Raw genomic sequence first — 18050 nt, forward strand, 5'->3', positions numbered from 1 at the left:
TGGCGCCGGATGAGGGGTATGCCTCCGCAGAGCAAGCTTTACCGAATCCGTGGATAGATACCCCTCACCCGTCTCGCCGCTACGCGGCGATCCACCCTCTCCCGCAAGGGGAGAGGGGAAGAGTCCTGCCTGCCATCCAAACAGTCTTGCCATGCCCGCGCGGTCATGCGACTGGCCTTGTGACGAATCCTACGGCCTTGCACCGACGCACCCATGTCCGCTCCCTCCACCGCCCCGCTGCCAGCGCCAGCCAACGGCCGCGACGCGCTGTCGGTGCTGCATTCGGTGTTCGGCCTGCCGGGGTTCCGCGGTGCACAGGGCGAGATCATCCGGCACGTCACGGATGGCGGCAATTGCCTGGTCTTGATGCCGACCGGCGGCGGCAAGTCGCTGTGCTATCAATTGCCGTCACTGCTGCGCGAAGGCTGCGGTATCGTGGTGTCGCCGCTGATCGCGCTGATGCGCGACCAGGTCGCCGGCCTGCTCGAGGCCGGTGTTAATGCCGCGGCGCTGAACTCGTCGCTGACGTTCCAGGAAGCTTCCGACATCGAGCGCCGCCTGATCGCGGGCGATCTCGACCTGCTCTATGTCGCGCCGGAACGCCTGGTGACGCCGCGCTGCCTGTCGCTGCTGGCGCAAGCGAAGGTCGCGCTGTTCGCGATCGACGAGGCGCATTGCGTCTCGCAGTGGGGTCATGACTTCCGCCCCGAATATGTCGGCCTCTCCATCATCGCCGAACGTTTTCCGAACGTTCCACGCATCGCGCTGACCGCGACCGCCGACGAGCTGACGCGCAAGGAGATCGTCGAGCGCCTCCGGCTCGCCGACAGCCCGCAATTCGTCTCCAGCTTCGACCGCCCGAATATCCGCTACGAGATCGTCGACAAGCGCAACGCGGTGTCGCAGTTGAAAGAATTCATCCGGGAGCGGCATGCGGGCGACGCCGGCGTGGTCTATTGCCTGTCGCGCAATCGCGTCGAGGAGGTTGCCGCCGCGCTCGACGACGCCGGCATTGCGGCGCTGCCCTATCACGCCGGGCTCGACAGCAGCATACGGTCGCGCAACCAGGACCGGTTCCTCAACGAGGACGGCATCGTCATCGTTGCGACCATCGCCTTCGGCATGGGCATCGACAAGCCCGACGTCCGCTTCGTCGCCCATCTCGATCTGCCGAAGAGCATCGAGGCCTATTATCAGGAGACGGGGCGCGCCGGCCGTGACGGCAAGCCGTCGGCGGCCTGGATGGCCTATGGTCTCTCCGACATCGTGCAGCAGCGCCGCATGATCGACGAGTCCAGCGGTTCTGACGATTTCAAGCGGGTGTCGATTGGCAAGCTCGACGCACTGGTCGGCCTCGCCGAGACCGCGCAGTGCCGGCGCAAGCGGCTGCTCGCCTATTTCGGCGAGGCGGAGACGGCGAACAATTGCGGCAATTGCGACAACTGCCTGACGCCGCCCAAGATGCGCGACGGCAAGGTGCTGGCGCAGAAGCTGCTGTCCTGCGCCTATCGCACCGGGCAGCGTTTCGGTGCGATGCAGCTGATCGACGTCCTGATTGGCCGCCTCACCGAAAAGGTGACCCAGTTCGGCCACGACAAATTGTCCGTGTTCGGCATCGGGCGCGAGCTGAACGAGAAGCAGTGGCGCACCGTGCTGCGGCAGCTGGTGGCGATGGGGCATTTGTACAGCGACAGCGAGGCGTTCGGCGCGCTGAAGCTGACGGAGAGCGCGCGCGGCGTGCTACGTGGCGAGACCGAGGTGTGGCTGCGCGAGGAAGCGCCGGGCACGCGAGTTCGCGCGAGCCGGACGAAATCCCGCCGTGGTGACCTCGCGCCTGCGGCCAACGCGCCGCAGGGCGATGTCGATCCCGAATTGCGGGCGCGGCTGAGGTCCTGGCGTTCGGACATCGCGCGCGAACGCGGCGTGCCGGCCTACGTCGTGCTGCACGATGCCACCATCGACGGCATCGTCCGGGCCTGGCCGACGACGCTCGACGAGCTCCGCAACGTGCCCGGCATCGGCGACAAGAAGCTCGAGCATTACGGCGACGAGCTGCTCCAGATCGTCAAGACGCGGTAGCGGCCAATCTCTCTGCTGTCATCCCGGACAAGCGCAGCGAAGCGGAGCGCAGATCCGGGATCCATAACCACAGGACGATGTGGTTGGGGCAAGCCGGCAACCACGAGTCTCCGCCAAATGCGATCCTGTGGCTATGGGTCCCGGGCTCGCGACTTCGTCGCGCCCCGGGACGACGGTCTTTGGCTAGCCGTTCCGGAACGCGTACCCATACCCGTTGAGCGCCGGCGCGCCACCGAGATGGGCGTAGAGAATCTTTGCGCCCTTCTCGAAATGGCCCTTCTGGGTCAGGTCGATCAGGCCTTGCATTGATTTGCCCTCATAGACGGGGTCGGTGATCATCGCCTCTAACCGTGCGGTGAGGCGGATCGCTTCCTTGGTCTCTTCCGACGGCACGCCGTAGGCGGGATAGGCGTAGTCCTCGATCAGCACGACGTCGTCTTCGACGATGTCCTTGCCGAGCTCGACGAGCTTGGCGGTGTTCTGCGCGATCGAGAGCACCTGCGCTTTCGTTTGCGCCGGCGTGAACGAGGCGTCGATGCCGATCACCTTGCGGGCGCGGCCGTCGGCGGCGAAGCCGACTAGCATGCCTGCATGGGTCGAGCCGGTGACGGTGCAGACCACGATGTAGTCGAACTTGAAGCCGAGCTCGGCTTCCTGCTTGCGCACTTCCTCGGCGAAGCCGACATAGCCGAGACCGCCGAATTTGTGCACGGAGGCGCCGGCGGGGATCGCGTAAGGCTTGCCGCCCGCCGCCTTCACCTCCTCGATCGCCTGCTCCCAGCTCTTGCGGATGCCGATGTCGAAGCCGTCGTCGACGAGGCGCACGTCGGCGCCCATGATGCGCGACAGCATGATGTTGCCGACACGGTCGTAGACGGCGTCCTCGTGCGGCACCCAGGCTTCCTGCACCAGGCGGCACTTCATGCCGATCTTGGCAGCGACCGCCGCGATCATGCGGGTGTGGTTGGACTGCACGCCACCGATCGAGACCAGCGTGTCCGCGTTCGAGGCGATCGCATCGGGGATGATGTATTCGAGCTTGCGCAGCTTGTTGCCGCCATAGGCGAGGCCGGAATTGCAGTCCTCGCGCTTGGCATAGATCTCGACATTGCCCCCGAGATGCTTCGACAGCCGCTCCAGCTTCTCGATGGGCGTCGGGCCGAAGGTCAGCGGATAGCGCGCGAATTTGTCCAGCATCATTGGGTCATCCCGATTGGCGTTGAATTGGCTCAAGCGCCTAGCACTGCCGTGGGCAAATGTGCTTTCAAATATTGCGCAGCAACTGTCGCAAAGCTTGCAGTATAGCGTCCAAGAGATCTAGTTTCTTCCAAATCAGAGCCAAATACCGAAAGCTTCTTCCATGGCTGCCCGACTCGATCGCACCGACCTTAAAATGTTGAGATTGCTGCAAAATAACGGCCGGCTCAGCAATGCCGAGCTGGCCGAAACCGTCGCCATCAGCCCCGCCACCTGCCATCGCCGCACCCAGCGCCTGTTCGAGGACGGCTTCATCGCCGCGGTCCGCGCCATGGTCGCGCCGAAGAAGGTGGCGAAGGGCACGCTGGTGATGGTCGGCGTCGTGCTCGATCGCTCGACCCCGGAGAGTTTTGCCACCTTCGAGCAGGCGATCACCAGGCTGAAATGCGTGCTCGACTGCCACCTCGTCGCCGGCGACTTCGACTATTTCCTCAAGATCCGCGTCGGCGACATGGAGGATTTCAACCGCATCCACGGCGAACAGCTGATCGCGCTGCCCGGCGTGCGCCAGACCCGCACCTTCTTCGTGATGAAGGAGGTTGTCGACAACGCGCCGCTGGAGTTTTGAGCAGCTGCTATTGATGCGCGATCCGCATCATGGGAGATTCAGGCGATGCAGACATTCTCCTTCCGCCAACTCAATCCGGCCGGGCCGGCCTATCGGCGCGGTTGGGTGGACGAGGCCGTCGCCGCGATCGAGGCCGACCAGTGCCGCACGGCCGACACGCATCTGATCCGGCTGATCGTGCCGGCGCTATCAGGCATCGACATCTATCTCAAGGATGAGTCCACGCATCCGACCGGCAGCCTGAAGCACCGCCTTGCGCGCTCGCTGTTCCTCTACGCGCTCTGCAACGGCCACATCCGCGAAGGCACGCCCGTGGTCGAGGCCTCGTCGGGATCGACGGCGGTGTCGGAAGCCTATTTCGCGCAGATGATCGGCGTGCCCTTCTACGCCGTGATGCCGCGCACGACCTCGGCGGAGAAGATTGCCGCGATCGAGCATTATGGCGGCAACTGCCATCTGATCGACGACGGCCGCGCGCTGTACGCGGAAGCCGCCGCGCTCGCCGCCCGGCTGAACGGCCACTACATGGACCAGTTCACCTTCGCCGAGCGCGCCACCGACTGGCGTGGCAACAACAACATCGCCGAATCGATCTTCACGCAATTGGCGGGCGAGCCGCGGCCGATCCCGGACTGGATCGTCATGGGCGCGGGCACCGGCGGCACCTCGGCCACCATCGGACGGTACTTGCGCTATCGCCAGTATCCGACACGGCTGTGCGTCGCCGATGTCGAGCATTCCGCCTTCTTCGATTGCTTCCGCACGCAGGACCGCTCTCACGTTTGCGAACGCCCATCGCTGATCGAGGGCGTCGGCCGGCCGCGCTGCGAACCCTCCTTCGTCCCCGGCGTGGTCGACCGCATGATGAAGATCCCGGATGCGGCAACGATCGCGGCGATGAACGTCCTGTCGCGCCGGCTGCGCCGCGCGGTCGGCGGCTCCACCGGCACCAACTTCCTGGCACTGTGCCGCCTCGCCTCGGAGATGCGACGGGCGAACGTATCAGGGTCGCTGGTGACGCTGATCTGCGATTCCGGCGAGCGCTACCGGCAGACCTATTACGAGCCCGAATGGCTGAAGGGGCGCGGCCTCGATCCTGCGCCGTTCGAGGCGGCCCTGTCGTCGTTCCTCACGACGGGCGAGCCGCTGATGCTCGATGTCGACGACGTCGGAAATCCGCAGATCGTACCAAGCCCCGAGGCATCCTAGCCGACGTTTTCCTGCCACTTCCAAAATGGCACGATCGTCACGGCAACTTCACTTGCCTTGCACGCACACGCGGGTGAGCTTCGCCTCTTCTCAACGAGGAGATCCCTGCCGTGCGCCTTCCCATTCTCGATCCGAAAGACCTGAGCGCCGAACAGAAGCCGCTCTATGACGACATGCGAGCCGGCATCAAGGACCACTTCAAGGGCTTCGTAAACATGCGCGACGACGGCGCGCTGCTCGGGCCGTGGAATCCCTGGATCCGCGAGCCGCGCTTCGGCAAGCCGGTGTGGGAGCTGGTCAAGGCGATCGCGTCGAACCCGCTGCTGCCGGCGCCGGTGCGCGAGGTCGCGATCCTCGTCACCGGCTCGCATTTCCGCTCCGGCTACGAGCTCTATGCTCATGTGCTCGTTGCCGAGCAGCGCGGCCTCTCCGACGAGAAGCTCGCGACTATCGTCGCGGGCCAGCGGCCGGTCGATCTCACCAAGCAGGAGGCCGTCGCCTACGACGTGGCGTCCGCATTGGTCAGCGGCGGCGTGCTGCCGGAATTGACCTGGCGCGCCGCGGTGAAGGAGTTCGGCGAGCACGGCGCGGCCGAGCTGTCCTATCTCGTCGGCGTCTATTGCATGGTCTCGGTCACCCTCAACACGTTCGACGTGCCGGTGCCAGAGTAGACGCTGCGTCCTTCGATCACTCCGCCGCCTTGCTTGCAGGCGGCGGGGGCGCCCAGGCGATGCAGCAATTGCGGCCTTCGGCCTTGGCCTGGTAGAGCGCATGATCGGCCGCGCCCATCAGCGCGTCGATGCCGGACATGCTGACGGTGGCCTCCGCCATGCCGATGCTCACGGTGAGGCCGAACCGAACCTTGTCGGCAAAGACCTGCGCGCTCATCACGCGCTTGCGGATGCCGCCGGCAAGCTGCTCGGCAGCGTCGTGCCTCTGCGTACCGTCAGCGCTTCGAATGCGGCGGACAATGATGTGTTGCCGAAGCCGAGCCCGAGCGTGCCGGCGGGGATGGTCGCATAGATCGTGCGAAGATCGAGGTAGATGTTGGGGACAGCGGGCTTTGCCGGCGCGTCTTCCTCATCGTCGGCAGCGAAGGCAGTGCCTGCCGAGATCGTCAGACAAAGCAGTCCCATCGCGACAGCGCGCGAAGCCTGGCGATGCGATGGGCTGTGATGGGACACGTGACAATCCGACGCGTGGCGATTTGATGACGGAACCGTTGTTGGATGGAACGTGATCGCTGGTGTGGTCAAGCGGTATCCGTAAGCGATGGACGGCACGGATGTGCGCGGCTACCCTGCCGTGATCGCACCGACACACGCGCCGGCCGGAGTGCGGGCCGGACATTGGAAGGACACAGCCATGAACACGTCACGCCGCATCCTGCTCACTGGTCTGGCGGGCCTCGCTGTCGCTCCGACCGCGGCGGCGGCTAGCGTACCGTCGGCCGAGCCCGGTGACGTGACGGTCGCCGAAGAGCGGTTCGCGCGCACGATTGCCGCCGCCCATGCCCCTGACGTCACTTGCGCACGGCAGGCCGAACGCTATGCGGATGCGCATTGGTTGGAATATGTCGTGGCGGCGCGGGCCGTGCTCGGCGCGCGCGCGTGATGCTTTCTTCCCTTCTCCCCTTGCGGGAGAAGGTGGCGTAGGCGGCCTTCGGCCGCCGTTCTTAAGAACGCCGATACGTCGCATCGGCTATGGCGCCGGATGAGGGGTATGCCTCCGCGAACAGGGATGCGAGAGGCTCTTTGGTGGAGAGAAACCCCTCACCCGTCTCGCCGCTACGCGGCGATCCGCCCGCTCCCACAGGGGGAGAGGGTAAGAAAGCGCCTCATTTCTCCACCGCCCGCCGGACCTGTTCGCCGATCTGCGACAGCACGAGCTGCGCCTGCGGCAGGATCGCGCCCATGGCGTGGAAATTGTGGACCATGCCGTCATGGCAGACATGCTCGACCGCGACACCCGCGGCGAGCAGCTTGCGCGCATAGGCATTGCCCTCGTCGCGCATCGGATCGAATTCGGCGGTGTGGATGATCGCGGTCGGCAGGCCTGCAAGCCGCGTCGCGCGCAAGGGCGAGATGCGGGGGTCGGCGGTGTCGATGCCATCAGGCAGGTAATCGGCGAGATCGGCTTCGATGGTGGCGCGATCGATCAGATGGCCTTCGGCGAATGCCTCGCGTGAAGGCGAGGTCTCCTCGAAATCCAGCACTGGGCAGATCAGGCATTGCGCGACGATCGAGAGGCCGGCGGTCTGCATCGCTTCCTGGCACACGACCGCCGCGAGCGTGGCGCCGGCGGAATCACCGCCGACCACCAGCCGTTCGGCGTCGATGCCCAGCGACGAAGCTTGCCGCGCGACCCACTCCGTGGCCGCGATCGCATCAATGACGGCAGCAGGAAATTTGTGCTCAGGCGCGAGCCGGTAATCGACCGAGACGAGGCGACAGCCGGTTACATGCGCCAGCGCCGCCGCGATGCGGTCATGCGTCGCAATGCTGCCGGCCACGAGCCCGCCGCCATGAAAGAACACGAAGCCCGGCGCGTGGTCGCCGGCTGATGCGGGCGAATAAAGGCGATAGGGCAGCTCTCCGCCGGGACTCGGAAACGTGCCGTCGGCGGTGGTCACATCCGGCGCATCAGTGCGTGCAAACTGCATCAGCTTGGCCAGCGACTGCCGCCGTGCCTCGACGCTCGGCCGGCTCCGCCCCTGCGGGGCGGCCGCAGCCATCATGGTCAACAAACGCCTTGCAAGCGGATCGAGCGGCATGGATCCTTCTCCCTCGTCGGAGAGGGTAACGCACCATATCCCAGCAGGGAATCATTTAGACATTGGGACAATAGTGCCCGGGTATTTCCAAGGGAGGCCGGTCATGGCCGAGATCAAGAAACCGATTGAATATTCGCCGAGCTGGACCTTCTTCGAGGGCAAATGGCACGACGGTAACGTGCCGATCATGGGCCCGCGCACGCATGCGGCCTGGCTCGGCTCGGTCGTGTTCGACGGTGCGCGCGCGTTCGAGGGCGTCGCGCCCGACCTCGACCGTCACGTCGCCCGCGCCAATCAATCCGCGATCAATTTTGGCCTGAAGCCGGTGGTCGACACCGGCACCTGGCTGTCGCTCGCACACGAAGGCATCGCGCGCTTCGCCGCGAATGCCGAGCTGTACGTCCGTCCGATGTACTGGGCGCAGAACGGTTCGGGCGGCGGCGTGCTGTTCGACCCCGAGACGACCAATTGGTGCCTGTGCATCTACGAGGCGCCGATGCCGAAACCGGTCGGCAACGCCATCACGCTATCGCCGTTCCGCAGGCCCACCGCCGAATGCGCGCCGGTCGAGGCCAAGGCCGCCTGTCTCTATCCGAACAATTCGCGGGCGCTCGCGGAAGCCGCCGGGCGCGGCTTCCAGAACGCGCTGATGCTCGACATGCTCGGCAATGTCGCGGAGTTCGGCAATTCCAACGTCTTCATGGCCAAGGACGGCGTGGTCTACACGCCGGTCCCGAACGGCACGTTCCTGAACGGCATCACACGCCAGCGCGTCATCAGCCTGCTGCGCGGCGACGGCGTCACCGTGGTCGAGAAGACGCTGCGCTATGCCGACTTCCTCGCTGCCGACGAGATTTTCTCGACCGGCAATTTCGCCAAGGTCGCCCCCGTCATCCGCATCGACGATCGCGAGCTGAAGCCGGGCCCGCTCTACACCAAAGCGCGGAAGCTCTATTGGGACTTTGCGCATGCGGTGAAGCTGGCGGCGTAGGGCGCCGCACTTTCCTTCGTCCTAGCCGCGTCGCTTAAACCGGCTGAACTGAAACGCCTGGGTCGACTTCCACGGCGTGTGATGCGTCTCGCTCCGCGTCTCGATCAGCTCGAACTCCGGCCCAAGCTCCGCTGCAAGACTCGCGCTGTCGTGCCGCTGCACCGGCAGGCCGCTGCATTTCTCCGGGCCATCAAGCGCAAATGTCGCGATGATGACGTGGCCGCCGGGCGTAATCGCCGAGCGCAGGCGCTCGACGTAAGCGGCCCTGTCGCGCGGATCGGTCAGGAAGTGAAATGCTGCGCGATCGTGCCAGAGGTTGTAGCTGCGCCCCGGCCGCCATGTCGTGGCGTCGGCAACGATCCAGTCGACTGCTGAGGCCGCCCGGCCGATTCGTTTCTTCGCCGCTTCAAGCGCGTTGGCGGAGAGATCCAGCACGGCGAGGTCGCGGTATCCGTCCCGCAGGAGAGCGTCCACCAGCCGCGAAGCACCGCCGCCGATGTCGATGATGGCGGCGCCATGGTCAGGACAGGCCGAGCGGATCATCTCGAGCGAGATCGCCGGGCTGTCCTGAAACCAGCTTACCTCGGCCTCGCCCTTGGTGGCGTAGACGTTGTCCCAGTGGGTGCTGCGGTCGGACATGGCGGCTCCGGCCTGGCCGGGACGACAGCGCGCAAGTCGCGCCGTTACGAACCGGCGGCCCGCGCGCCCGCCGCAGGTGGACGCGCCGGCACGAACGAAATCCCTACTCGTCCTTCTTCGACATCCGCTCGAGGCGTTCCTGCATGTCCTTCATCTGCTGACGAAGGTCGTCGATGTTGCTGGTGTCCGTCGGCGCCGCAGCGCTTGCGTCGGCCTCCGGTTCGGGGCTGGTCGCCGGACGGCCCGCGTTGGGGGCAAACGGCTTGAACATCGAGAAGGTCTGCTGGAACAGCTCCATGTTGCGGCGGACCTGTTCTTCCAACGGAGCAAAAGGAGTGCCGGAGAGCGAGTTGGCGATCTGCTTGCGGAACTTCTCCTGCTCCTGGGTCAGCGTCGCGATCGACTGCTCCAGATATTTCGGCACCACCATCTGCATGCTGTCGCCGTAGAAGCGGATGAGCTGGCGCAGGAAGGTGGTCGGCAGCAGGTTCTGGCCGGCCTTGTTCTCCTGCTCGAAGATGATCTGGGCGAGCACGGAGCGGGTGATGTCGTCGCCGGTCTTGGCGTCGTAGACCAGGAAATCCTCTCCGTCCTTGACCATGGCGGCGAGGTCTTCGAGCGTCACGTAGGTGCTCGTTCCGGTGTTATAGAGCCGGCGGTTCGCGTATTTCTTGATGGTGGTGGGTTGGTCTGATTTCGCCATGGGCTCTCACTTGCAAGCGCGGAGAACGGGAACCCGGCGGATAATGCCGCAGGGCGGGAAGAGTACGCAACGCAACAAAATAAGCATTTTCAAAGGGGTCACGCTACCGTTTTGTGCGCCACGGTTAATCGGGCAGCAAAAACGTGCTTGCGAAAGCGCCAAGAACGCTATTTTGAATGCGTTGCGGCATGAATTCGGTCGCCGGCCGATTGACATGCCTCAACGACGTTAACAGGATGCCATTCGAGACTGGCGAGCCGTTTCCCCAGCCCCGCCTGCCCCCTTTCAACACCAGGAGATGCCCATGTCAGACGATGTCGTCATCGTCAGCGCCGCCCGCACCCCGGTCGGAAGCTTCAACGGAGCGTTCGCGACCCTTCCCGCCCATGACCTCGGCGCCATCGCCATCAAGGCCGCGCTGGAGCGTGGTGGCATCGAGCCCGGCCGGGTCTCCGAAGTCATCATGGGGCAGATCCTGACCGCGGCTCAGGGCCAGAACCCGGCCCGCCAGGCCTCGATTGCCGCCGGCATTCCGGTGGAGAGCCCGGCCTGGGGCGTCAACCAGCTTTGCGGCTCGGGCCTGCGCACCGTCGCGCTCGGCTACCAGGCGCTGCTCAACGGCGATTCCGAGATCGTGGTCGCCGGCGGCCAGGAATCCATGAGCATGGCTCCGCACGCCCAGTATCTGCGCGGCGGCGTCAAGATGGGCCCGGTCGAGTTCGTCGACACCATGATCAAGGACGGCCTGTGGGATGCCTTCAACGGCTATCACATGGGGAATACGGCCGAGAACGTCGCGCGCCAATGGCAGATTACCCGCGCCCAGCAGGACGAGTTCGCGGTCCACTCGCAGCAGAAGGCCGAGGCGGCGCAGAAGGCCGGCAAGTTCAACGACGAGATCGTTCCCGTCACCATCAAGACCCGCAAGGGCGACATCGTCGTCAGCGCCGACGAATATCCGCGTCATGGCGCAACGCTCGACGGGATGGCGAAGCTCAAGCCCGCCTTCGAGAAGGAAGGCACGGTCACCGCGGGTTCGGCCTCCGGCATCAACGACGGCGCCGCTGCCGTTGTGCTGATGACGGCGAAGCAGGCCGCCAAGGAAGGCAAGAAGCCGATCGCGCGCATCGTGTCCTGGGCGCAGGCCGGCGTCGATCCGAAGATCATGGGCTCGGGCCCGATCCCGGCCTCGCGCGCCGCGCTGAAGAAGGCCGGCTGGAGCGTCGGCGATCTCGACCTGATCGAGGCCAACGAGGCCTTCGCGGCGCAGGCCTGCGCCGTCAACAAGGATCTCGGCTGGGACACCTCGAAGGTCAACGTCAACGGCGGCGCGATCGCGATCGGCCATCCGGTCGGCGCTTCCGGCGCACGCGTGCTGGTGACGCTGCTGCACGAGATGCAGAAGCGCGATTCGAAGAAGGGCCTCGCCACGCTGTGCATCGGCGGCGGCATGGGTATCGCGATGTGCCTGGCACGCGACTGAAGCTGACATCTAACTTACGTGTCACTTGCGCGTGCGCCGCACACATAGATGAGTGCGTTGCACGCGGCTAAAAAGGCGGCGGTTGCAAATCAAATATTCTTCGCAACAGCGCCAGCCTCGACTAAATACAAACGCCCGGCTCAACGCCGGGCGTTTTGTTCTTGATGTCCGTCAAACCAACCGCATAATCCGCATCTAAAACGATCACTCAGAAACGTCCGCAGAGTCCAAGGGAAGGAATACGATATGGCACGTGTTGCACTGGTGACGGGTGGTACGCGGGGCATCGGAGCTGCGATCAGCAAGGCGCTGAAAGCGGCCGGCTACAAGGTCGCGGCGAGCTATGCCGGCAATGATGCGGCGGCGGAGAAGTTCAAGGCCGAGACCGGCATCGCCGTCTACAAATGGGACGTCAGCAATTTCGATGCCTGCGCCGAAGGCGTGAAGAAGGTCGAGGCCGAGCTCGGCCCCGTCGACGTGCTCGTCAACAACGCCGGCATCACCCGGGACACCGCCTTCCACAAGATGACGCTCGAGCAGTGGAACGCCGTGATCAACACCAATCTCGGCTCGCTGTTCAACATGACGCGCCAAGTCATCGAGGGCATGCGCGCGCGCAAGTTCGGCCGCGTCATCTCGATCTCGTCGATCAACGGCCAGAAGGGGCAATTCGGCCAGGTCAACTATTCCGCAGCAAAGGCCGGCGACATCGGCTTCACCAAGGCGCTCGCGATCGAGAACGCCAAGGGCGGCATCACCGTCAACGCGATCGCACCGGGCTACATCAACACCGAGATGGTGCAGGCGGTGCCGAAGGACGTGCTGGAAAAGAACGTGATCCCGCAGATCCCGGTCAATCGTCTCGGCGAACCCGAGGAGATCGCGCGCGCCGTGGTGTTCCTCGCCGCCGACGAGGCCGGCTTCATCACCGGCTCGACGCTGACCATCAATGGCGGCCAGTATCACGCCTGATAGGGCGTCAAGCCTGTAGATTCAGGCGCGACAAGGCGATAGTGAAGACGAAATGCCCGGCCTCGTGCCGGGCATCATCGTCCTCAGGGCCTTTCGATTGATGACCCCGCGCACAGCCACACTGATCGGATTGACCGCGATCCTGATGTGGTCGCTGCTTTCCGTGATGACGGTGGCGACCGGAAAGATTCCGGCGTTCCAGCTCGCCGCCATGACGTTCGCGATCGGCGGTCTCGTCGGCCTCCTCACCTGGGTCGGCCGCGGCGATGCGGCGAGGAGCTTGCGTCAGCCGCTGGTCGTATGGGTCGTCGGCGTCGGTGGCCTGTTCGGCTATCACGCACTGTATTTCCTGGCGCTGCGCTTTGCCCCGCCGGCCGAAGCCGGTCTTTTGAATTACATGTGGCCGCTCCTGATCGTGCTGTTCTCGTCGTTCCTGCCGGGCGAGCGGCTTGCCGTGCATCACATCATTGGTGCCGTGCTCGGCCTCGTCGGAACCGTGCTGCTGTTCGCCGGGAGCACCTCCGGCTTCGCGCCGGGCCAGCTGCCGGGATTGATCGCGGCGTTCATCGCGGCGTTCGTCTGGGCGACCTATTCGGTGCTGTCGCGGCGCTTGAAGGCGGTGCCGACCGATGCGGTCGCGGGCTTCTGCCTTGCCACCGCGGTGCTCGCCGCGCTGATGCATGGTCTGCTTGAAACCACGGTGTGGCCGGAGACGACGCTGCAATGGCTCTCCGTGGCCGCCCTCGGCATCGGCCCCGTCGGCGCCGCGTTCTACGCCTGGGACATCGGCATGAAGCGCGGTGACATCCGCGTGCTCGGCGCCGCATCCTATGCGACGCCGCTGCTCTCGACCGGATTCCTCATCGCCGCCGGTTTTGCAAAAGCCAGTGCCAACATCGCCATCGCTGCAATCCTGATCGCCGGCGGCGGCCTGATCGCGGCGAAGGATATGGTGCTGCGGAAGCGGTGACAGCTTTTGTCGGGTTCGCCGCTATGCGGCGCCCCGGAATGACAGTGCGCCTTACGGCTCCCAGCCCTTCGGCGCGAGCTCGAATTTCGCGAACTCGAATGCGGGGGCGACGGTGCAACCGACCAGCGTCCACTCTCCCATGCTCTCCGCCATCTGCCAGGCATTCGCCGGCACGATTCCCTGCGGCCGTTCGCCGCTCACAAGGTCCGTGCCGAGCCGCACCTCATGTTGCAAGCAGCCTTCATGCGCGATGCGCAGCGTCAGCGGGCTGCCGGCGTAGTAGTGCCAGATCTCCACGGCGTCGATGCGATGCCAATGCGAGCGTTCGCCGCGCGCGAGCAGGAAATAAATGAGGGTCGAGCGCGACCGGCCGTTGGTATCAGTGGTCTGGTCGCGAAACGTCTCGCGGTAGTGGCCGCCTTCGGGATGCGGCCGGAGTTCGAGGCGTGCGATGATCTCGGCTGCGGTCGGCATCGATCCCCGTCAGGATTTGTTCTTCAGGACTTGTTCTTGCGCTCGCGCAGTTCGCCGAACACCGCGGCGGGATCCGCGCCCCTCATGTGTAGCCTGGTTGCGACCGAGAGTTCATCAGCCCGCAGGAACACGTTTGCTCGCTTCTCGTCACCAAGCAGTGATGGAATGGTCGGCCGGTTCTCGGCCCGCAGCTTCTCAACCTCCGCCGCACGCGCCTGGAGCGCCGCATTGTCGGGCTCGATGGTGAGCGCGAACTTGACGTTGGAGGCCGTGTACTCGTGCCCGCAATAGAGCTTGAAGTCGTCGGGCAGGGCGCGCAGCTTCAATAGCGAGTCCCACATCATCGGATAGTTGCCCTCGAACACGCGGCCGCAGCCGATCGAAAACAGCGTGTCGGCGGCGAACACCGTCTTCTCGGTGTCGAACACGTAAGAGATGTGGTCGAGCGTATGGCCGGGCGTCTCCACCACGCGTCCCAACAGGTTGCCGATCTTGACGATATCGGCATTGACGACGCGCAGGTCGACATTCGCAATCTTCGTCGTCTTGTCATGCGGCGCGACGACGCGGCAATTGTATTTCTGCTTGAGTTCGGCGACACCGCCGACATGATCGCCATGATGATGGGTGATCAGGATGTCGGTGAGCTGCCAGCCCTCGCGCTCAAGCGCCTTCAGGATGGGGCCGGCCTCCGGCGCGTCGATCGACGCCGTCGCCTTGGTTTCCACATCGTGGATCAGATAACCGAAATTGTCGTTTAAGCAGGTGAAAGTACGAATTTCGGCGGCCATGTCATCTCCATCGCGCTCAGCCCCGCTGACAAATATGGCGTTAACGTTGCGCAGGCAATGCAATATTCCGGGCGCGGGAGCCGCCTCGTGCATGTTACATTGCCGTCATGACCATTGATGTCGTCGATCTCCGCGAGTTCTACTCCCGTCGCCTCGGGATTGTGGCGCGGCAAATGATCAATCGCGGCATCAGGGAGCGCTGGCCGACCGCCGCGGGCCAGCGTGTGCTCGGCATCGGCTATCCCACCCCCTATCTCGGCCTGTTCCGCGAGGACGCGGAGCGCTGCATCGCCTTCATGCCGTCGGCGCAGGGCGTCTTGAAATGGCCGACGGGCCGGCCGGCGCTGGCCTCGCTGGTCGATGAATTCTCGCTGCCGCTTCCTGACGCCGCGGTCGACCGGATCCTGCTGATTCATGCGCTGGAGATGTCGGACGACCCGGCCGCGCTCTTGCGCGAGGTGTGGCGGGTGCTGTCGCCCTCCGGCCGTGTGATCGCGGTGATCCCGAACCGGCGCGGGGTATGGACCCGCACCGACAGCACACCGTTCGGTCACGGCCGGCCCTATTCGCGCTCGCAGATCACCGACCTGTTGCGCCAGACCTGGTTCACGCCGACCGCCTGGGGCGAGGCGCTGTTCATGCCGCCCTATGCCGGCGGCTGGGTGCTGAAATCGGCGCAGGTGTGGGAGCGTGCGGGCGCGGCGCTGTCGTTACCCTTTGCCGGCGTGCACATTGTCGAGGCGACCAAGCAGGTTTATCGCGCGATCCCCGCCAAGCGCGAGCGCGCGCGGCTGATTCCCTCGTTGAAGCCGGTGCTGGTGCCGTCCTCGACGGTGACGCGCACTTGAAAACAAATCGTCCCGGCGCGAGGCCGGGACGATTGCAGATCAGAACATCGGAAAAAGCTTACTCGCCGGAGGCGACTTCGTCGCTGGAGCCGGCCGGAGCCGCCTCGCGCTCGGGGCGCGGGCCATGCGGCCGGCGGCGCCGCCGCGGAAAGCGTTCGCCGCCACCGCCGCCTTCCAGGCCACCAGGACCGCCATTCGCGGCACTATTCACTTGCGGCTGTGCGCCGGTGATGAAGGAGGGCAGGCGATCGACGCTGCCGGTGTCGGCAACGACGGGCTGCGGCTGATTCAGCGGCAGCGGCTGCGGCTGATATTGCGGCTGCGCACGATGGTCGCGTTCGCGATGTTCGCGGGGCTGCTGGTTGTCGCGCTGATAGGGCTGCTGGCCGTCGCGCGGCTGATGATCACGCTGGTGATCGCGCTGGCCGTCGCGGTCGCGCATGAAGGGCTGTTGCTGCTGCGGCGGCTGCGGGACGAAGCCCGGCTCCTGGCCGAAATTCGAGAAATTCTCGCCGTCGTCCTCGCTGTCGTCGCCGCTGTTGCTAACGGGCTCGTCGCCGCGCGGCTGCTGGTTCTGGCGGAACTGTTCCTGGGCTGCCGCGATCAGGCGGAAATAATGCTCGGCGTGCTGGTAGTAGTTCTCGGCGGCGACCGGGTCGCCGGAAGAGCGCGCATCGCGCGCGAGCTGAAGATATTTTTCGGCGATGTGCGAAGCCGTGCCGCGGATCTTGATGTCGGGTCCGTTCGATTCGTAAACCCGGGTCATCGGGTTCTGGCCGCGCCGGTTGTTGTTGTTGTTGTTATTATTGTTATTGCGGTTGCGCATCCGCTGCTTGTTCTGACCGTTTCTCATGTCCTGCCTTTAATTCCAGCCCTAAAGGTTGCACGCATTACTGATTGCTCGGAGTGACCTGATGACAGCGGTTCACATCTCTCATGCGCACCGCGCGCAAGAGCGGCTTGAACCCTGCCGATGTCCGTCGACCGTCGCGTTCAACAAAGACGCGTTCCCCACCCGCCAGCATCCATCGCCAGCGAACCCATTCATATCGCCTGCCGAAACAAGCCCAGCTTTGTTGCGTAAGTCTTCAAGCGCAATATCAGGCTTTCGTTCACTTTGCGGTCGGAGAGCAGCGCAGCTCCAATGGCCATCGCGCTCAACAGGACCTGCGGCTTGGAACCTTTAAATCAGTAAAGCTCTCGCCCGAGAGCCCGGCTTTTGCCCGTAGGTCTACGGGGCCGGCACCGATGTGTTGACCGGAACGTAGTCGTTCCCAAGGGATATTCCAAGAGGTTTTTTGCAACCCAATCCGGCTTTTATGGGGGCATTTTTCGGGCCGAAACCGCCCGCGGGATGCCCGCCAAATCGGCCTTGGGCGGCCTGTCCACAGACAACGCGGCGGCCGTCATCAAGGTTTCAATATCGCGGGCCTGCCCTTGCCCCGCCTCGACGATCAACGCCCCGCCGGGGGCGAGCCGCTCGGCCGCCTGCGGGATCAGGGCGCGGTAGGCGTCATAGCCGTCATTGCCGCCGTCGAGCGCCAGATGCGGATCGTGCTCGCGCACGTCGAGGCTCAGTTTCGGAATTTCCCCTGAGGGAATATAGGGCGGATTCGACACGATGAGATCGAACGGGCCGCGCAGCGCCGCCGCATAGGAGCAGGCGACGAAGCCGGAACGGTCGGCGAGGCCCAGTGCTGCGGCATTGCTCCGCGCGGTGTCGAGCGCGGAGAGGCTGAGATCGGTTCCGACACCGAAGGCATCGGGAATTTCGTGCAGCAGCGCGAGCAGGATCGCGCCGGATCCGGTGCCGATATCTGCGATTCGCGGGCGCGGCCCCGATATCGCGGCCTCCCGAAAGATCTCCAGTGCCAGTTCGACCACGGTCTCGGTGTCTGGCCGCGGCACCAGCGTCGCTTCGGACAGTTGGAACGGCAGGCCCCAGAATTCGCGCGCGCCGAGAATGCGCGCGACCGGCTCATGCGCGAGACGGCGCTGCGCATAGGCTTCGAGCCGCGCGGCCTCTTCGGGCGTGAGCTGGCGCGCCGCCTGCGTGACGATGCCGGTCAAATCAAGCCTCAGCGCGGCTCCGACGAGCAGGCGCGCGTCGAGGGCGGGCTCTTCGATGCCGGCCGATTGCAGCCGCGCTGCAAGCGCGCGCCGCGCACTCTCGATGCTGTGTCCGGAATCGAAACCTGTCGCCAATGGAGCCATCCTGCCTGGTATCGTGGATAGATCGGCGGCATTGCTTGCGTCAACGGAAAGGAGCGCGTCTGATCGCACCTCGCAGCGT

Annotated in this window: 20 protein-coding genes; 10 read left to right on the plus strand and 10 right to left on the minus strand. The window is 64.9% G+C overall.

Annotated elements, in window-relative coordinates; translation table 11 throughout:
- Nucleotides 1-213 precede the first annotated feature (213 nt).
- A complete protein-coding gene (recQ, locus tag ABIA90_RS08745; protein WP_354118562.1) occupies nucleotides 214-2079 on the plus strand; it encodes a DNA helicase RecQ in 1866 nt (621 codons plus the stop codon).
- Between the two features lie 183 nt (nucleotides 2080-2262).
- On the opposite strand, the gene ABIA90_RS08750 is transcribed toward recQ, so the two are convergent.
- Complete coding sequence (locus ABIA90_RS08750; protein WP_028153143.1) at nucleotides 2263-3276, minus strand: 1-aminocyclopropane-1-carboxylate deaminase; 1014 nt, start codon at nucleotides 3274-3276, stop codon at nucleotides 2263-2265.
- A 163-nt stretch (nucleotides 3277-3439) separates the two neighbouring features.
- Here ABIA90_RS08750 and ABIA90_RS08755 point away from each other — a divergent pair, with 163 nt between their 5' ends.
- The 3 genes from ABIA90_RS08755 (at nucleotide 3440) to ABIA90_RS08765 (ending at nucleotide 5784) form a co-directional block, all read left to right on the plus strand.
- Nucleotides 3440-3904 (plus strand): Lrp/AsnC family transcriptional regulator, encoded by a 465-nt coding sequence (locus ABIA90_RS08755; RefSeq protein ID WP_038943290.1) that lies wholly within the window; start codon nucleotides 3440-3442, stop codon nucleotides 3902-3904.
- Between the two features lie 45 nt (nucleotides 3905-3949).
- On the plus strand, nucleotides 3950-5113 hold the full coding sequence (locus ABIA90_RS08760; RefSeq protein WP_354118563.1) for a PLP-dependent cysteine synthase family protein: 1164 nt from the start codon (nucleotides 3950-3952) through the stop codon (nucleotides 5111-5113).
- 110 nt (nucleotides 5114-5223) lie between these two features.
- Nucleotides 5224-5784 (plus strand): carboxymuconolactone decarboxylase family protein, encoded by a 561-nt coding sequence (locus tag ABIA90_RS08765; RefSeq protein ID WP_166060847.1) that lies wholly within the window; start codon nucleotides 5224-5226, stop codon nucleotides 5782-5784.
- A gap of 16 nt (nucleotides 5785-5800) precedes the next feature.
- On the opposite strand, the gene ABIA90_RS08770 is transcribed toward ABIA90_RS08765, so the two are convergent.
- Nucleotides 5801-6001: a diguanylate cyclase domain-containing protein gene (locus ABIA90_RS08770; protein WP_354118564.1), complete on the minus strand. Its 201-nt coding sequence runs from the start codon at nucleotides 5999-6001 to the stop codon at nucleotides 5801-5803.
- Nucleotides 6001-6297: a hypothetical protein gene (locus tag ABIA90_RS08775; protein ID WP_354118565.1), complete on the minus strand. Its 297-nt coding sequence runs from the start codon at nucleotides 6295-6297 to the stop codon at nucleotides 6001-6003. Before ABIA90_RS08775 ends, ABIA90_RS08770 begins: the two co-directional genes overlap by 1 nt.
- A gap of 181 nt (nucleotides 6298-6478) precedes the next feature.
- On the opposite strand from ABIA90_RS08775, the gene ABIA90_RS08780 reads away from it, so the two are divergent.
- Nucleotides 6479-6727 (plus strand): hypothetical protein, encoded by a 249-nt coding sequence (locus tag ABIA90_RS08780; protein ID WP_071916977.1) that lies wholly within the window; start codon nucleotides 6479-6481, stop codon nucleotides 6725-6727.
- Between the two features lie 223 nt (nucleotides 6728-6950).
- Here ABIA90_RS08780 and ABIA90_RS08785 read toward each other — a convergent pair whose 3' ends face one another.
- Complete coding sequence (locus ABIA90_RS08785) at nucleotides 6951-7886, minus strand: alpha/beta hydrolase (protein WP_354118566.1); 936 nt, start codon at nucleotides 7884-7886, stop codon at nucleotides 6951-6953.
- A gap of 103 nt (nucleotides 7887-7989) precedes the next feature.
- Between ABIA90_RS08785 and ABIA90_RS08790 the strand changes: the two genes are divergently transcribed.
- A complete protein-coding gene (locus tag ABIA90_RS08790; RefSeq protein ID WP_028159599.1) occupies nucleotides 7990-8877 on the plus strand; it encodes a branched-chain amino acid aminotransferase in 888 nt (295 codons plus the stop codon).
- A 21-nt stretch (nucleotides 8878-8898) separates the two neighbouring features.
- On the opposite strand, the gene ABIA90_RS08795 is transcribed toward ABIA90_RS08790, so the two are convergent.
- Together ABIA90_RS08795 and phaR are read right to left on the minus strand one after the other, a co-directional pair.
- Nucleotides 8899-9516: a class I SAM-dependent methyltransferase gene (locus ABIA90_RS08795; RefSeq protein ID WP_354118567.1), complete on the minus strand. Its 618-nt coding sequence runs from the start codon at nucleotides 9514-9516 to the stop codon at nucleotides 8899-8901.
- 103 nt (nucleotides 9517-9619) lie between these two features.
- Entirely contained in the window at nucleotides 9620-10219 is a 600-nt protein-coding gene (gene phaR / locus ABIA90_RS08800; protein WP_071908507.1) for a polyhydroxyalkanoate synthesis repressor PhaR, read from the minus strand.
- Nucleotides 10220-10523: 304 nt separating this feature from the next.
- On the opposite strand from phaR, the gene ABIA90_RS08805 reads away from it, so the two are divergent.
- From ABIA90_RS08805 to yddG, 3 genes are all read left to right on the plus strand, one after another.
- Entirely contained in the window at nucleotides 10524-11702 is a 1179-nt protein-coding gene (locus ABIA90_RS08805) for an acetyl-CoA C-acetyltransferase (RefSeq protein WP_063986017.1), read from the plus strand.
- Nucleotides 11703-11948: 246 nt separating this feature from the next.
- Nucleotides 11949-12674 (plus strand): acetoacetyl-CoA reductase, encoded by a 726-nt coding sequence (gene phbB / locus ABIA90_RS08810; protein ID WP_028149509.1) that lies wholly within the window; start codon nucleotides 11949-11951, stop codon nucleotides 12672-12674.
- Nucleotides 12675-12774: 100 nt separating this feature from the next.
- The gene (gene yddG, locus ABIA90_RS08815) at nucleotides 12775-13644 is read left to right on the plus strand and encodes an aromatic amino acid exporter YddG (RefSeq protein WP_354118870.1); all 870 of its coding nucleotides are present in this window, start codon (nucleotides 12775-12777) and stop codon (nucleotides 13642-13644) included.
- A gap of 51 nt (nucleotides 13645-13695) precedes the next feature.
- Here the strand turns inward: yddG and ABIA90_RS08820 are convergent, their stop codons facing one another.
- On the minus strand, nucleotides 13696-14118 hold the full coding sequence (locus ABIA90_RS08820; protein ID WP_028149507.1) for a cupin domain-containing protein: 423 nt from the start codon (nucleotides 14116-14118) through the stop codon (nucleotides 13696-13698).
- A gap of 23 nt (nucleotides 14119-14141) precedes the next feature.
- The gene (gene gloB, locus ABIA90_RS08825; protein WP_166346290.1) at nucleotides 14142-14909 is read right to left on the minus strand and encodes a hydroxyacylglutathione hydrolase; all 768 of its coding nucleotides are present in this window, start codon (nucleotides 14907-14909) and stop codon (nucleotides 14142-14144) included.
- 107 nt (nucleotides 14910-15016) lie between these two features.
- Between gloB and ABIA90_RS08830 the strand changes: the two genes are divergently transcribed.
- On the plus strand, nucleotides 15017-15757 hold the full coding sequence (locus ABIA90_RS08830) for a class I SAM-dependent methyltransferase (protein ID WP_014490441.1): 741 nt from the start codon (nucleotides 15017-15019) through the stop codon (nucleotides 15755-15757).
- 58 nt (nucleotides 15758-15815) lie between these two features.
- Here the strand turns inward: ABIA90_RS08830 and ABIA90_RS08835 are convergent, their stop codons facing one another.
- Both ABIA90_RS08835 and prmC read right to left on the minus strand, forming a co-directional pair.
- Nucleotides 15816-16610 (minus strand): DUF4167 domain-containing protein, encoded by a 795-nt coding sequence (locus ABIA90_RS08835; protein WP_354118568.1) that lies wholly within the window; start codon nucleotides 16608-16610, stop codon nucleotides 15816-15818.
- Between the two features lie 464 nt (nucleotides 16611-17074).
- Nucleotides 17075-17971: a peptide chain release factor N(5)-glutamine methyltransferase gene (prmC, locus tag ABIA90_RS08840; protein WP_175617952.1), complete on the minus strand. Its 897-nt coding sequence runs from the start codon at nucleotides 17969-17971 to the stop codon at nucleotides 17075-17077.
- Nucleotides 17972-18050: the final 79 nt, after the last annotated feature.

The organism is Bradyrhizobium sp. LA6.8 (assembly GCF_040547935.1).
Classification (GTDB): Bacteria; Pseudomonadota; Alphaproteobacteria; order Rhizobiales; family Xanthobacteraceae; genus Bradyrhizobium; species Bradyrhizobium barranii.